This is a genomic window from Epilithonimonas arachidiradicis (assembly GCF_003610695.1).
GTDB classification, from domain to species: domain Bacteria; phylum Bacteroidota; class Bacteroidia; order Flavobacteriales; family Weeksellaceae; genus Epilithonimonas; species Epilithonimonas arachidiradicis.
The window spans coordinates 71822-85205 of the sequence record NZ_RAQH01000009.1 but is presented as its reverse complement, the minus strand read 5'-3'; the positions used below and the strand labels follow the sequence as shown (position 1 = coordinate 85205).

General features: G+C 37.7%; 12 protein-coding genes and 1 tRNA gene. 10 read left to right on the top strand and 3 right to left on the bottom strand.

Going from position 1 to position 13384, the window contains the following annotated elements:
• Nucleotides 1–60: 60 nt before the first annotated feature.
• Nucleotides 61–1485, bottom strand: a complete 1425-nt coding sequence (locus BXY58_RS13880; protein ID WP_120214578.1) for a TonB-dependent receptor — start codon at nt 1483–1485, stop codon at nt 61–63.
• A gap of 54 nt (nt 1486–1539) precedes the next feature.
• Between BXY58_RS13880 and BXY58_RS13875 the strand changes: the two genes are divergently transcribed.
• Entirely contained in the window at nt 1540–2307 is a 768-nt protein-coding gene (locus tag BXY58_RS13875) for an MBL fold metallo-hydrolase (RefSeq protein ID WP_120214464.1), read from the top strand.
• A gap of 83 nt (nt 2308–2390) precedes the next feature.
• Nucleotides 2391–2470: transfer RNA gene (locus BXY58_RS13870), tRNA-Leu, on the top strand.
• Nucleotides 2471–2581: 111 nt separating this feature from the next.
• Here BXY58_RS13870 and BXY58_RS13865 read toward each other — a convergent pair.
• Nucleotides 2582–3745 (bottom strand): serine hydrolase domain-containing protein, encoded by a 1164-nt coding sequence (locus BXY58_RS13865; RefSeq protein ID WP_120214463.1) that lies wholly within the window; start codon nt 3743–3745, stop codon nt 2582–2584.
• Nucleotides 3746–3850: 105 nt separating this feature from the next.
• Nucleotides 3851–4402 (bottom strand): helix-turn-helix domain-containing protein, encoded by a 552-nt coding sequence (locus tag BXY58_RS13860; protein WP_120214462.1) that lies wholly within the window; start codon nt 4400–4402, stop codon nt 3851–3853.
• Between the two features lie 366 nt (nt 4403–4768).
• Here BXY58_RS13860 and BXY58_RS13855 point away from each other — a divergent pair, with 366 nt between their 5' ends.
• The 8 genes from BXY58_RS13855 to BXY58_RS13820 all read left to right on the top strand — a co-directional run bounded on the left by BXY58_RS13855 (nt 4769) and on the right by BXY58_RS13820 (nt 13383).
• A complete protein-coding gene (locus BXY58_RS13855) occupies nt 4769–5602 on the top strand; it encodes a class I SAM-dependent methyltransferase (protein WP_120214461.1) in 834 nt (277 codons plus the stop codon).
• A gap of 153 nt (nt 5603–5755) precedes the next feature.
• A complete protein-coding gene (locus tag BXY58_RS13850; protein WP_120214460.1) occupies nt 5756–6229 on the top strand; it encodes a Dps family protein in 474 nt (157 codons plus the stop codon).
• A 57-nt stretch (nt 6230–6286) separates the two neighbouring features.
• The gene (locus BXY58_RS13845; RefSeq protein ID WP_120214459.1) at nt 6287–6982 is read left to right on the top strand and encodes a LytR/AlgR family response regulator transcription factor; all 696 of its coding nucleotides are present in this window, start codon (nt 6287–6289) and stop codon (nt 6980–6982) included.
• A 239-nt stretch (nt 6983–7221) separates the two neighbouring features.
• A complete protein-coding gene (locus BXY58_RS13840) occupies nt 7222–9429 on the top strand; it encodes a hybrid sensor histidine kinase/response regulator (protein WP_120214458.1) in 2208 nt (735 codons plus the stop codon).
• Nucleotides 9430–9441: 12 nt separating this feature from the next.
• Nucleotides 9442–10500: an NADH:flavin oxidoreductase/NADH oxidase gene (locus BXY58_RS13835; RefSeq protein ID WP_120214457.1), complete on the top strand. Its 1059-nt coding sequence runs from the start codon at nt 9442–9444 to the stop codon at nt 10498–10500.
• Between the two features lie 25 nt (nt 10501–10525).
• A complete protein-coding gene (locus BXY58_RS13830) occupies nt 10526–11074 on the top strand; it encodes an antibiotic biosynthesis monooxygenase (RefSeq protein WP_170144244.1) in 549 nt (182 codons plus the stop codon).
• A 406-nt stretch (nt 11075–11480) separates the two neighbouring features.
• Nucleotides 11481–12038: a hypothetical protein gene (locus BXY58_RS13825; RefSeq protein ID WP_120214455.1), complete on the top strand. Its 558-nt coding sequence runs from the start codon at nt 11481–11483 to the stop codon at nt 12036–12038.
• A gap of 295 nt (nt 12039–12333) precedes the next feature.
• On the top strand, nt 12334–13383 hold the full coding sequence (locus BXY58_RS13820; RefSeq protein WP_244926049.1) for a cupin domain-containing protein: 1050 nt from the start codon (nt 12334–12336) through the stop codon (nt 13381–13383).
• Nucleotide 13384: the final 1 nt, after the last annotated feature.

Here is a 13384-nt window from a genome sequence, read left to right as displayed (position 1 = left end):
GATTATATTTTAGTATAAAACGTCAGCATATTTGTTTAATGCTCACTTATCATATAAAGTTTAGTTTAATCCCTCGAAGCTCAGCTGTTTATAGCCAAACATTCCGCGATCTTTGATAATATCTGCAACACCTTTTGGTAATTCTTCTTCCCAGCCCAAGTCGTGAGAGATAATTTTTTTCAGAATTTCTCTGGAATAGATTTCCAAAAATTTTGGATTATAATTGGCAATATCTACAATTCTCTTATTGAGTTTGAAATATTTGTATAATTCTTTCAGATTGTCGTGAACTTTCAGGTTTTCTGATGTCAGCAATTCTCCATTTTCCGGATCTTTGTAAGGATACAGGTAAACACGCATATCTTTTTTGAAGAACTTACCAAAAGCTTCCAAAATGCCTCCGGGAAGATTTTTATAATATTCCTCATCAAAAACATCAAGCAAATTATTAACGCCCATTGCAACACCAATATGCTGATTGGTAAAGGTGGAGAAATAATCTACCATACGGTAATATTCGGAGAAATTGGAAATCATTACGGTGTAGCCAAGAGTTCCCAAGATATCGACTCTATCCAGGAAATCTCTTTCATCAATATCGCCGGCAGCTCTCAGGTTAGAAATCGTAATTTCGAAAAGAATCTGCGTATTTTCGTGATCACAAGCATTATCTTGGTTGAACATCTCCAATCCGTGTTCAAACATATCGATATTAACTCTTGTTACCGGTCGGAAGCTTCCTCGTACTGCAAAAATATTTTTCTTATAAAGAATATCTGCGGGCAACATATTATTACCTTCGGAATTGAAAATCACAGCATCAGTCATTCCCAGTTTTACCAGCTGGAGACTCATCAAACGATTATCCACATATTGGAATGCTGGCCCGCTGAAATCTATCATATCGATTTCCAGCCTATCCGTTGCCAAATCATCATATAAAGATTCGATAAGAATTCTGGGATTATCCGCATAGAAATAGGCACCGTAGATCAAATTAACTCCAAGACTGCCCAGAGTCTCCTGCTGGAGTGTTGCATTGGTTTCTTTGAATTTGACGTGAATAACGATCTCATTAAAATCTTCGCTCTCGTTGTTTTGGTATCTGATGCCTACCCAACCGTGACCTTTTGAGGTCTTATCAAAATTAATTGTCGTAACCGTATTGGCGTAGGAAAAGAACTTTTTACCCGGATTTTTTTCCCTTGGGATTCTTTCTTCAATCAGTGCCATCTCATAACGCAACATTTTTCTTAAGCGATTTTGCGTTACATATCGGTTTTTGATTTCTTTACCATAGATAGCGTCAGAAAAGTCCTTATCGTAAGCAGACATTGCTTTTGCAATCGTTTGAGAAGCTCCGCCAGCACGGAAAAAGTGTCTTACCGTTTCTTGACCCGCTCCTATCTCCGCAAAAGTTCCGTAGATGGATGAATCTAAATTAATGGCTAATGCTTTCTGCTTAGGGGTAAGTTTTGGCTTTATCACGAAGAATTAGATTTATTTTGTAAATTTACCAAAATAACAGCAAAAACAAAAATGCTTTTAAAATTTTTAGGCACCGGCACTTCTCAAGGCATTCCTGTTATTGGCAGCCATCATCCGGTTTGCCTTTCCAAAGACCAAAAAGATAAACGTTTACGTACTTCCGCTTTAGTTACATCCGACTCTGGAAAGAAAATATTAATTGATTGCGGGCCAGATTTTCGCCAACAAATGTTGATGAATAACGAGGAGCAAATCGATGCGGTTTTGATAACACACGAACATAATGACCATATTATTGGTCTGGATGATCTGCGGCCATTGATTTTTAAAAATAAATCATCAATGCCTATCTATTGCAATTCACGGGTTGCAGCAGAAATTAAAAACCGTTTCCCTTATGCTTTTATTGAGCACAAATATCCCGGAGCACCAAGTTTTGACTTATTCGAAATCGAGGATGCTTTTACGCTTTTTGATGAAGTACAAATCCGGCCGATTGATGTAATCCATTCCGAGATTAATATTCTGGGATTTAAATTCAAAAATCTGGCTTATATTACTGATGCAAGTAAAATTGATGTTGAGGAAAAAAAGAAACTAAAAAACCTTGATTATTTTATAATTAATTGCCTGAGAAAAACAGAACCTCATCATTCACATTTCATATTACCGGAAGTTCTTGAATTGGTAGAAGAGCTAAAACCAAAACAAACCTACCTCATCCACATTAGTCACCATCTTGGTTTTCACGAAGAAGTCGAAACTGAACTTCCTGATAATGTACATCTTGCTTTTGACGGATTGGAAATCGAATTTTAATTTTGAAAAAACTTCAAAAAAAATTTCTGAATAAATAATTTTTGACCTATATTTGCACACCAATTTGAAACAAGGTAACACAAGCCCAGGTGGCGGAATTGGTAGACGCGCTGGTCTCAAACACCAGTTCTTAGGAGTACCGGTTCGATCCCGGTCCTGGGTACTAAGAGAGACAACTATTTGATAGTTGTCTCTTTTTTTGTATATAAGCGTAAGCATTGGTTATTAGTTCGATATCTTATTAAAGGTTAATAGCAATTTTATGATATTAGTTCTATTCCGAATCCCTATCCAGATGTCCCAACCATTTCAATGGTGAATAAGTATCTCCTATACAAAGTTTCAAGATCTGTGCATTGTTCTTTTCAAAATTCTCACTGCTGCTAAGGATAACGACGGCTGTTCCAATTTCAGGGAATGCCACAGCATAATTCTGATTGGCTTCCCCATGACCTGTATGAAAAAAGGCTTTACCAAAAGGCGAATCGAAAAGCCCTACTCCTAATCCCCAGGCAAGATTAATTTCATTATTTTCATTAGTAATGGTATCTTTCAAGGGACCAAACCCCCTTTTACTCTTTACCATAATCTGAGGCTTCAGTAGCTCAGAATAAGCTTTATCGGATAAGCCTTTCTTTTTCATCAGGCTGATGATAAAATTTGCATAATCATTCGCTGTAGTAGACATAGAACCTGCCGCTCTGCTACTTTCCCTTCTTTCCGAACCATACTTCTTCCCATCTTTGAAATAGGCATTGGAGAAATTATTCTCAAATTTATTCTCCCAAATCATACTTGTATGTCTCATCTGCAGTGGTCCAAAAACTTCTTCTCTTGCAATATCTTCAAGCTTCTTTCCTGTATATTCCTCTATCAGAAATCCCAAAAGATTAATGCCTTCATTGGAGTAATAGAATTTTTCACCCGGCTTGGCGATAAGGCTGACTTTGTTACCATATAATTGTCGAAGGACCGGAAGCCCAGAGCTGTGGCTCAATAGCATCCTGGGTGTGATCAGATTGAAAGACTGAGGATCGTCTGCCAGATCTTTCCATTTCGCATATTCCTCTATGGGCTTTTTCAGGTACTTGTAAACAGGCTGATCAAGACTGAATATTCCTTTATCCACCAAACGCATAAAGATATAAGCACTGACAGGCTTAGTTAATGAAGCTGCATACATTACTGTACTGTCATTCAGCTTCTTTTTATTTTCAATATCCTTATAACCAAAGCTTGATGAATAAATTAGCTTGTTATGGTTAATAATGGCAATCTGCAGACCAGCAATCTTTGCGCTATCGACTAAACGTGACAATCGCTGTTGAAGGATTTGAGAATCGATTGTTTTACCATCAAGCTGTCTAATTTTTATATTTTTTTGAGCACTTAAAAGTAACATCCATATCAGGAATGAAAGCGTGAAGAGTTTTTTCATGTGGAAAATATTTGTGACAAATTTAGTGGCAAATCAAGATAACTTACCACGACTTCTTCACGACAAGTTGACGCCACTTAGCTCTGGAAAAGACTTTAAAGCGAATTATCTTAGAAATCGATAGCTTAAAGGATAGAAGCTATCCTTCTTGTTGATGCTTCTGAAAATATTGATGACACACATGACAAGAGTATAGAAATAGATGATCATTACCAACGGAAATCCCACTGGAAATACAAAGATCAACAACAAAACAGATGGCACAAAGAGAAGCGACATTGTGATCTGAAAATTAATGGCCAACTTCCCTTCAAGGTCGTAAACTATGGATTCATCTTTTTTTAAAAACCAAAGAAGAGTGGGAAGAATGATATTGAAAATAGGAAAAAAAAGCCCGATTAAAGCTAACACGTGAAAAACGGGTTTTACTTTATAATCATTGTTGCTTTCAGGAGATTTTGATAATTGCTTAATTACCGTCAGTTCTTCAGTTTCCACTTCAAGTGCTTCTGCAAGCATCTTTAACGTTGCGGGATGCGCTTCAACCTTTCCGGTTTCGATGCGTTGTATCGTTCTTGCACTCACGCCGGAAACATCTGCGAGCTGCTGCTGGCTTAGTCCTTTCTTGCGCCTGTAATCTGCTAATTTTGAAGTCATTGATTTCACAAAAATATGCAAATATTCTTTATGAAAACATCTAATATTTTATCAATCCCAGCGGAATTTACACCCTTAAGTCTGCTATTTTAAGATCATCAAACCAAATGCTGATTAAAAAAAATTAAAATGTAATCTTAATTGTATTCGTATATTTGCAGTCTGTTATACTATTCTAAATATTACCTAGCCCTTTCGTAAGGTGATCCTTTAAGGGTTAAAAGCATTAAATCTTTCGATTTTAATGCAAGGTAATTTTGTCCTTAAGTTCCAATATTTTTTTCACGTTCACAAAGATCATAAATCTGATGCAGGCTATATTGACCAGCATTAAAGCATCTATTGTGCACTCAATACAATAACATTATGAATAGTAAGCATCTCATCAGCAGAGACATAGAAGTATTTTACAATAAAGCTTCGGAAGAAACAAGACTCGACAAAGGTATGGGCATATTCGAATTTGAAAGAATAAAAAGCCTGATCGAAAAATATATTCAAAATATCCCTTTAAAAATAATAGACATCGGCGGTGGTACCGGTAAATATTCCGAATGGCTGGCCCAAAAAGGACATGAAGTCCATTTGGTAGAACCTATAACAAAACATATCAAAATAGCTCAGAACCGAAACAAAAAGTTAAAAAAGAAATTTCATATTGTTCAGGGAGAAGCAAGAGATCTGCCTTTTCAAAACGATTATGCAGACCTGGTGATATTGCATGGGCCGCTCTATCATCTACAGCGCAAGGAAGACAGATCATTGGCTATTTCCGAAGCCAGGCGTATACTTAAAAATGGAGGGATTATTCTCGGATTTGCTATTAATTATACTGCATCAACATTAGCAGGCCTTTTAAACGGTTTGATTCATAAGAAAACGTTTTTCGAAATGTGCAGGGAAGAGCTAACCACCGGTGTGCATCATCAGCCTGCGGATTTTCCATGGATCTTAGCGGAGGCGTATTATCACAACCCAAAACAGCTGGAGGATGAATTTCTTCATCCCGATCTTCAATATCTTAATCTTTATGCGGTTGAAGGTATTGCTTGGTTGGATAAAGATTATTTCAATAGCATGCTGGATGAAAAGAAAAGTAAAACCTTGGCTGAGCTCATCAAAATTACAGAAAATGATAAATATCTCCTGTCATTCAGTCCCCATATGATGATAGCCGTTCAAAAAAATCGAGTTAAATGATAGCTTTTCGGAACATTCAAGCATATATTGGTTTTATAAATTGTAACCCAATTCAACGACTCATTTTGCCCATTCACCGAAAAATCTCTCAATTCCACAACATTCCATCCGAACTTTACATCATCAAAAAAGAACAACTTAAATCTCACTATTATGAAAACAAAAATCGGAATTACAGAAAAAAACACACAAGCTGTGGCAGATCAATTGGCAAAACTTTTAGCTGATGAAACTGTACTTTATGTCAAAACAAGAAACGCACACTGGAATGTCACCGGAGATAATTTCCACGCCAATCACATTTTTTTCGAAGAGCAATACAAACAATTGGATGAACTGATTGACAGTGTTGCAGAACGTATGCGAAAAATCGGACATTTTGCACCTGCAACAATGAAAATCTACCTTGAATTAACCCATCTTACAGAATACAGCGACAGAACCAACGACGGTTTAGGCTATATGAAAGACCTGTTAAGCGACCACGAAAGCATCATTGAATTTCTACGAGGAAACATCACCCCTTTTGCCGAAGAATTCAAAGATTACGGAACCAGCGATTTCATCACAGGATTGATGGAAACCCACGAAGAAATGGCTTGGATGATCCGTTCATATTTCAGATAATTGGGAAAAGAAAAAAGGAATAATTATATTTGTGTAAAATCATAAATAACTATCCCTATGAAAGCTTTAATCGTCGATGACAACGACATTGCAAGAACAACATTATCACATTTGGCAAAACAAATTCCGAATCTTACAATTGTCAATGAATTTTCCAACGCGATTGAAGCTTACAATTATCTGCAGACCCATCCTGTTGATCTCATTTTCTTAGACATCGAAATGCCTGAAATGACAGGGATAGAACTTACTAAAAATCTCTCAGGAAAAGAAACGATCATCATTTTCACTACATCTAATAAAGAATATGCACTCGAAGCTTTCGAATTGAATATCGCAGATTATCTGTTAAAACCTGTGATGCCGGCAAGATTTTTACAGGCAGTTAGCAAAGCACAGGCTATTCTTGAAAGCCGAAAGGAAAATGTAGAAATCACAAAAGACGAGTTTCTTTTCGTACGGGATTCCAATATTACAAGACGCCTGAAACTGGATGATATTTTGTATGCAGAAGCAATGGGCGACTACGTTAAGTTCTATACAAGAGAAAAAATGTTTGCTATCCACGGCAAGATGAAAACGGCGGAAGAACGTCTACCGAAAGATCATTTTATCAGAGTTCATCGGTCTTACATCGTTTCTGTCGGTAAAATTGATACGCTTCAGGACGGCGGAATTATGATTAATGGAAAATTCATTCCCGTTGCGGACGCTTACCGAAAAGCACTCAATACGAGAATGAATGTTTTTTAAGATTTGGGCCGCTTAATCCGCCTTCCGCTCCCGCTTTTTTGTCATTGCGAACGAAGTGAAGCAATCTGTTGAACTATTCGCAATCGCAATGACAAAAAGAGCTCCGCTCAAGTCGGGCTGCAACAATTCGCCGTTCCAATTGCAATGCAAAAATTCCCCTCTTTTGGAGGGGTGGCGAAAATTCGAAGAATTTTTGACGGGGTGGTCAACAATAATTTTAAAGTCAATATAATAGACTTATGAAAAAGATATCCTCAGTAATGAACAACAAGCGCTTCAGCTATTTTATCATCCTCACATTTATTGCGGGTTCTCTCCTATTGATAGCCGTTCAGATCAATTCAGCCCAAAATACAAAGGAGCTTATCCGTAACAACAATAAGCTTCTCAACGAATTACGTTCAAGCAATCATTTGCGTGAAATCGACCGTGATATTCTGGGTGTTGAAAGCCGAATCAGAGCTTCCATTGCCACCAATGACACCACTCACCTTGAAGGAATCGACCAAAAGATCAGCCAGATAGAAAACTTTTTGGATTCCCTTTCCAAAGACAATGCCGATGCGGAAGAAGAAAGATTAATTCACCGGTTGAGTGTTCTCGCGATGGACAAGAAAACAACGAAGGACAAATTATTGCTTCGTTATAATACCCTCGGAAATATGGACGATCAGACTTCCATTGCCAATCCAAGAGCCAGAAAAATATCAAACGAAATCACTTCTATCACCGCAAAAATCTATGAAAGCCGCAAACTTCATATGGTAGACCTCAGCAAAAAAAATGAGGAAATGGGACAGAAAGCCAGATTGTATGATATTTCCTTGCTGATTCTTTTAATTTTAAGCGGATCTATCGTTGGCTATCATATTCTCCGCCAGTTCAAACGTCAACGATTATTAATTCAGGAATTGGACGTAGCTAAGAAAAAAGCAACTGTTGCCGCGGAAACCAAAGAAAATTTTCTTGCCAATATGAGTCACGAAATCAGAACACCTCTGAGCGGAATTTTGGGCTTTACCAACCTTTTACAGAAAAGACCATTGGATGAAACTTCAAAAGAATTTGTATCATCCATTCAACGCTCAGGAGAAAACCTGATGGCCATTATCAATGATATTCTGGATTTATCCAAAATCGAAGCCGGAATGATGCGCATTACCAAAGGAATATTCAGTATCAACGGATTGGTGAATTCTGTCGAAACGTTTTTTGTGGAGCGCGCCAAAGAAAAAGGATTGACGATTTCCAGCAAAATAGATTCATCCATTCCCGACACTTTGAATGGTGATGCAACGAGACTCACTCAGATTTTGGTCAATCTCATCGGAAATGCCATTAAATTTACCCATCAAGGTAGCATTACTGTTGAAATTTACAATAAACAACAGACAGAAAATGAAGTCATTGTCGGCTTTAAAGTTTCAGATACCGGAATTGGAATCGATAAAGAAAAACTTAGCGAAGTCTTTGAAAGATTCAACCAGGGTGAAGATTCAACAACTAGAAATTATGGCGGAACCGGACTTGGATTATCCATTGTGAAAAGTTTAATCCAATTGCAGAACGGAGATATTGAAGTGATAAGCGAACAGGGAAAAGGCACGACTTTCCATTTCTTCATTCCTTATGCCATTGCGAAAGAACAGATTAACGTAACTCCTGCAGTAGATATACAGTATTTCAAAGACAGATCCAATATACCTTTGAAAGTTTTGATCGTAGATGACAACGCGATCAATCAAAGTCTGATGAAGCATCTTCTGTCGCAATGGAACATTGATTTCGACACTGCAAACAATGGTTTGGAAGCAATAGAATATCTCAAAAATAATGATTGTGATCTGGTTTTAATGGACATCCAGATGCCACAGATGGACGGTTACGCTGCAACACAAAAAATCCGTGAAGAATTAAATCTCGATGTTCCGATTATCGCAATGACAGCGCACGCATTGGCGGGAGAACGCGAAAGATGTATGAGCCGTGGAATGAACGAATATATTTCCAAGCCTGTCAATGAGGAAGAACTATTTAAGCTAATTTCAAATTTCGGATTGAAAGGAGCGAAAAAAATTGAAACACAAAACACAGAAACTACTTCTGGCTATGAGTTCATCGACCTTACTTATATGAAATCCATCAGCAATGGAGATAAGGATTTTGAAAGAACAGTGACGCAACAGTTTTTGGATAAAATCCCGGTTCATTTGCAGGAACTGAAATTAGGATATGAAAATAACGATTTTAAATTGCTGAAATTAAGAGCACACGATTTGAAATCAAGTATTGCCATAATGGGATTACTACCATTATTAGAGGAAAAACTCAACATTTTGGAATTAACCAACGAAGAAAATCCAATATCGAAACAGACTTTGGAAGAAACACGAGATATTTTGCTGAAATCACTTGATGAAAGCAAATTATTTTTACAATCACTATAAATATAAAATATAATGAACTTATTCTCACCTTTAACCCTGCGCCAGCTGACCCTGAAAAACAGAATCGTGGTATCACCAATGCAACAATACAGTGCAAAAAACGGCATCCCGGGAAATTGGCATCTTGTCCATCTCGGTGGAAGAGCCGTTGGCGGAGCAGGTTTGATAATGACCGAATGCACCGCTGTATCTCCAGAAGGTTTAGCTACTCTGAGCGACGTCGGAATCTGGAATGACGAGCAGAAAGATGCGTGGAAAAACATTGTCGATTTTGTACACGAGCAGGATGCAAAAATAGGAATGCAACTCTGGCATTCCGGTGGAAAAGGAAGCCTGAAACATCCCAACGAAAAAATGAAGCCACTTACTAAAGAAGAAGGTGGCTGGACTGTAAAATCCTCTTCGCCTACAGAAATGAACGGTGTAATTCCTGAGGAATTGACGGTTGATGAAATTCAGGAGTTGAAAGTAAAATTTGTAGAAGCTTCACACAGAGCTGTGGAGGCAGGTTTTGACACCATAGAACTGCACGCCGGTCACGGTTATCTTTTCCACCAGTTCTATTCCGCAGTCATTAATAAAAGAAATGACGAATATGGCGGAAGTCTGCAAAACAGAATCCGTTTTCTGGTAGAAACTGTTGGCGAAGTACGGAGATCAATTCCTGACGGAATGCCTCTTTTGGTGAGAATCTCGGCGGTCGATTATCTGCAAACATCAGATGCTTGGACTTTGGATGACAGCATTATTCTCGCAAAAATTCTTAGAGAAAACGGTGTCGATCTTATCACGGCTTCAGGCGGTGGATTTGCCAACGTCAGCAAAGACCGTGTTTTTCCTAATTATCAGGTTCCGTTTTCATCAACTATCAGACAACAGACCGGGATTGCAACAGGTGCGGTCGGGATGATTACCGAAGCTGTTCAGGCAAATGATATTATCGTGAATGATGAGGCAGATTTGATTTTCATCGCCAGAGAACATTTGCGTGACCCTTATTTTGCCTTACATTCCGCGAAAGAATTGGAATTGAAAGTTGAGATTCCGTGGCAGTATAAAAGAGCTTTTTAAATATCATTCATTTAAAATTAAGAGTATGGAAACTCAAGGCGCATCGGTCGTAATTACCCATCACGTTTTAGACGGCAAAGAGGCAGAATACGAAAAATGGCTGGAGCATATTGTTCCGCTCACAAAGCATTCAGAAGGTTTTATTGACCATCAGATTGTGCGCCCGATTCCCCATCTTACGTTTATTTACACGGTAATTATTCGGTTTGACACTATTGAAAATCTCAAAAAATGGATGGAATCTGACGACAGAAAAAAACTGATTGAAAAAGCCAATCCACTTTTCCGAAAAAATGATAATTACAAAATAAGATCGGGGCTCGATTTTCTTTTTGAAACTGAAAATGAAACAAAAGTTCCCGTGCGATGGAAACAGTTCCTGGTAACCTGGTCAGCCATTTATCCATTATCTTTGTTGGTTCCATTGGTACTTCTCCCCTTTTTAAGGCTGTTAAAAATCCCTGCAAATCATTATTCAGACGGACTTCTGATTTCAGGATGTATTGTTTTTCTAATGGTTTTCGTAGTAATGCCGAATTATACAAAACTGATTAGAAAATGGCTTTTTAAATAATATGTTTAAACCAATTTCAGAATTAACCACAAAAGTCACAAAAGACCATCATAAAGCAATAATCAGAATATTCAAAGTTCTCAAAGAGTAAAAATCAAAGATTTTTAAAAGCTATTGTGACCTTTTTCATTTATATTATTACTTTAAATAAACGTTTTAACTCATCTTTTGTTCCTTTTGTGGTTAAATAAAACTTCAAACAAACTTAATATTGATTACATCATTAATTAAAAACCACTGTGAAATGCAGTGATTTTTTTTATTTAGTAGCCAAATTGGTTACAAAATTTCATCGTACTGATTCAACGATACTTTTCGCCCGTTCATCGAACATCCATTGATTTTCCATTAAGTTGCCTGTAGCTTTACATCATCAATTAATACAAACAATTAAAACCAAAACATTATGGAAATTCTACAAACACCAGAAAACGCATTGTCTCACTCAAGTGTAACCGCTATTATCAATGCACCATTCGAAAAAGTTAACATCGCAGATTGGTTATTAAACTTACCCGATGCCGAATATCAGAGATGCTCAACCCAGCACATTGGAGCAGCTATTTCTACCACTTTCGACGGCGAACCAGTTTCGCTAAATGTTGAAACAATCGGAGATGCTTTAATGGTTCAGCATTATGTAGCCACAGTGTATCGCCCGGATTACTGCAGAATGTTATCAATCTCCGATTCCATTACCAAAAACGGAAGAACGAAAGTCCAGGTTTTATGGGAGCTGAAAGCCACAAAAATTGATGACAACACGACTTTGTACACCAACGAAATTCACGCAACAGCAACTCCGGAAATGTTTGAATATCTGAAAGAACACGGCATCGATCTTGCAAGTGCAGCCGCTTCAAGACAAGCGGCTTCCGACGCTCACAACCACGAAGAAACACCTAATTTTGCAAAAAGTATTGAGAATAAGGCTTTGACAGGCAAATACAATCAGCCTTTTTAAAATCAGAAATACATATATTTTATTAAAATCATTGGAATTTTCCAGTGATTTTTTTATTTAAAAAACAACTGTGAATAAATAATTATCAGGTTGTTCCTACGGAACTCTTCAAAATTAATATGTCATTCTATTAACAGAATGCTCCTACGGAGCTGAAAAAAAAATCATTGTCTTTTATATCATAAAACTCAACGACTGATTTTGCCTATTCACCGAATAGAAACTGAAAAAAGCCAGATTTGGAAGTAGCTTTACCATAGAAATTAAGAACAAGAGATAATCACTAAAAAATAATATGATGAATACTTCAACTTTAAGCTTCAAATACGAGTTAGAAAAACAAAACCCACGTACTAATGACGGAGGAACTACAAGAGGTGCTTCTGTAAAAGATTTTCCTGCATCAATAGGTATTGCCGGAGTTTCTATGAGACTGCAGCCAGGAAGTATGAGAGAATTGCACTGGCACGCCAATGCCGCAGAATGGGCGTATGTGATTTCGGGAACCGTTCGTACCACTATTATTCATCCGGACGGAAAAAGCTATACCGATAATTTTGAACCGGGAGATGTATGGTATTTCCCAAAAGGGTACGGCCACTCGATCCAGGCGACAGGAACGGAAGAGTGTCATTTTATTCTGATCTTTGATAACGGTAATTTTTCTGAAGACCACACATTCAGCGTTACAGATTTTGTATCCAGTGTACCGCCGGAAATTGCCGCTCAGAACTTAGGTTTAACCCTTGAAGAAGTGGCAGCGTTACCACAAAAAGAAGTCTATTTCGCAGCAGGAATTGTTCCGGATGAATTATCTTTCAATGCCACAGCAAGACCTGAAGAATCTGATATTGAATTAACCAATCTTCACCGTTATCCATTGCATTCCCAGCAGCCGAGAATCATTCCCGGAGGTGGTTTGCAGAGATTGGTAACGAGTAAAGAATTTCCTATCAGCAAAACAATGGCTGGTTCTATTCTGGAACTTCAACCCGGTGCTTTAAGAGAAATGCATTGGCATCCGAATGCGGATGAATGGCAGTATTTTATTTCCGGACAGGCAGAAATGTCGGTTTTCTTAGCGGAAGGAACGATTGTTACCGAACAGTTCAATGCAGGTGATGTCGGTTATGTTCCGATGGGAGCCGGACATTACATCAAAAATACAGGCGATACGGTTTGTAAAGTTTTAATTGGATTTAATAGCGGAACTTATGAATCCATTGATCTGAGCGAATGGCTGGCTGGAAATCCGAAAGATGTTGTCATCACGAATTTTGGTTTGAAGGAAGGCGAAATTGAAAAATTCCCTTCGAAAAAAGTATTTATTCAACCTGAAAAATAAC

Bases quoted from the DNA above. Each gene is read 5' to 3' on its own strand.
- BXY58_RS13835 (WP_120214457.1), top strand. From the start codon at position 9,442: ATGAACTTATTCTCACCTTTAACCCTGCGCCAGCTGACCCTGAAAAAC.
- BXY58_RS13840 (WP_120214458.1), top strand. From the start codon at position 7,222: ATGAAAAAGATATCCTCAGTAATGAACAACAAGCGCTTCAGCTATTTT.
- BXY58_RS13850 (WP_120214460.1), top strand. From the start codon at position 5,756: ATGAAAACAAAAATCGGAATTACAGAAAAAAACACACAAGCTGTGGCA.
- BXY58_RS13825 (WP_120214455.1), top strand. From the start codon at position 11,481: ATGGAAATTCTACAAACACCAGAAAACGCATTGTCTCACTCAAGTGTA.
- BXY58_RS13855 (WP_120214461.1), top strand. From the start codon at position 4,769: ATGAATAGTAAGCATCTCATCAGCAGAGACATAGAAGTATTTTACAAT.
- BXY58_RS13865 (WP_120214463.1), bottom strand. From the start codon at position 3,745: ATGAAAAAACTCTTCACGCTTTCATTCCTGATATGGATGTTACTTTTA.
- BXY58_RS13875 (WP_120214464.1), top strand. From the start codon at position 1,540: ATGCTTTTAAAATTTTTAGGCACCGGCACTTCTCAAGGCATTCCTGTT.
- BXY58_RS13860 (WP_120214462.1), bottom strand. From the start codon at position 4,402: ATGACTTCAAAATTAGCAGATTACAGGCGCAAGAAAGGACTAAGCCAG.
- BXY58_RS13820 (WP_244926049.1), top strand. From the start codon at position 12,334: ATGATGAATACTTCAACTTTAAGCTTCAAATACGAGTTAGAAAAACAA.
- BXY58_RS13845 (WP_120214459.1), top strand. From the start codon at position 6,287: ATGAAAGCTTTAATCGTCGATGACAACGACATTGCAAGAACAACATTA.
- BXY58_RS13830 (WP_170144244.1), top strand. From the start codon at position 10,526: ATGGAAACTCAAGGCGCATCGGTCGTAATTACCCATCACGTTTTAGAC.